The sequence below is a fragment of the Sphingobium terrigena genome, from assembly GCF_003591655.1.
GTDB lineage: Bacteria > Pseudomonadota > Alphaproteobacteria > Sphingomonadales > Sphingomonadaceae > Sphingobium > Sphingobium terrigena.
The window spans coordinates 1-1,206 of the sequence record NZ_QVRA01000088.1 but is presented as its reverse complement, the minus strand read 5'-3'; the positions used below and the strand labels follow the sequence as shown (position 1 = coordinate 1,206).

General features: G+C 59.9%; 1 protein-coding gene. It reads left to right on the top strand.

All coding sequences use genetic code 11. From position 1 onward, the window contains the following. Window positions 1-177 precede the first annotated feature (177 nt). Window positions 178-1,206: IS21 family transposase (gene istA, locus D0Z70_RS24475; RefSeq protein ID WP_119750806.1), on the top strand; the 1,029-nt coding region annotated here is incomplete at its 3' end.

Here is a 1,206-nt window from a genome sequence, read left to right as displayed (position 1 = left end):
TGCGTGTTTCGCAAATTCCCGGACACGGATTTCGGTAATTCGCGGACAGTGATTTCAGTAAATACGGGACAGCGATTCCGCTAATTCCGGGACAGTGGTTTCGGGCGGGAATGAGGTTCGTTTTTCGGGCGCGCCGGAGTGGCATTGAGTCCTTTCATCAAGGTGATGGGAGGGAAGATGCCAAGACGGAAGCAAGCGAGACGAACGAACGTGAAGGACATGCGATCGATTCTGCGCCTGACCTATGATCAGGGGCTATCAGTACGGACAGTGTCGGAGCGATTGAAGCTCAGCAAGACGACAGTATCGACCTATGTCCTGCGTGCACGCGAAGTGGGCCTTTCCAGCTGGCCACTGCCACCGGGATATGACGATGATGCGGCTCTTGAGCAGCTTCTCTTTCGCCGTGTCGGGCGGCCTCCGCAGGATCTGAGCGAGCCGGACTGGCCGGTGGTTGCGCGCGAGATCAAGCGCAAGGGTGTGACGCTGACGCTGCTTTGGCAAGAATATCGCGCCGGGCATCCCAATGGCTATGGCTATACCTGGTTCTGCGATCGCTTTGCGGCCTTCCAGAAGTGCACCCATGCAAGCTTCCGTAATCGGCATGAGGCGGGTGCTGTGATGCAGACCGATTATGCAGGTCATACAGTGCCGCTGATCGATCCATCGACCGGGGAAATACACCAGGCGCAGATCTTCGTGGCGGTTCTGGGGGCTTCGTCGCTGACGTTCGTGATGGCCAGCCTGAGTCAGAAGCTCCCCGACTGGATCGAAGGCCAGGTTCAAGCGCTGGGTTACTTCGGCGGGGTAGCCCGCGCCATTGTCTGCGACAATCTGAAAGCCGGGGTGGCGAAGGCGCTGTGGTTCGAGCCGACGCTCAACCAGACCTTTGCAGCGATGGCGGATCATTACGACACGACAATCTTGCCGACCCGCAGTCGTCGTCCACGCGACAAGGGCAAGGTCGAAGGGGCCGTGTTGATCGTCGAGCGCTGGATCCTTGCGCGACTGCGCAACCGGCGCTTCTTCACCCTTGCGGACCTGAATGCGGCGATCGCCGTGTTGCTCGAGGATCTGAATGATCGACCGATGCGCCATGTGGGGCGATCGCGCCGCGCGCTGTTCGAAGAGATCGAGCGGAGCGCCCTTGCGCCGCTCCCGGCAGCGCGGTTCGAATATGCCGAGTGGAAAAGGGCCAAGGTCCAT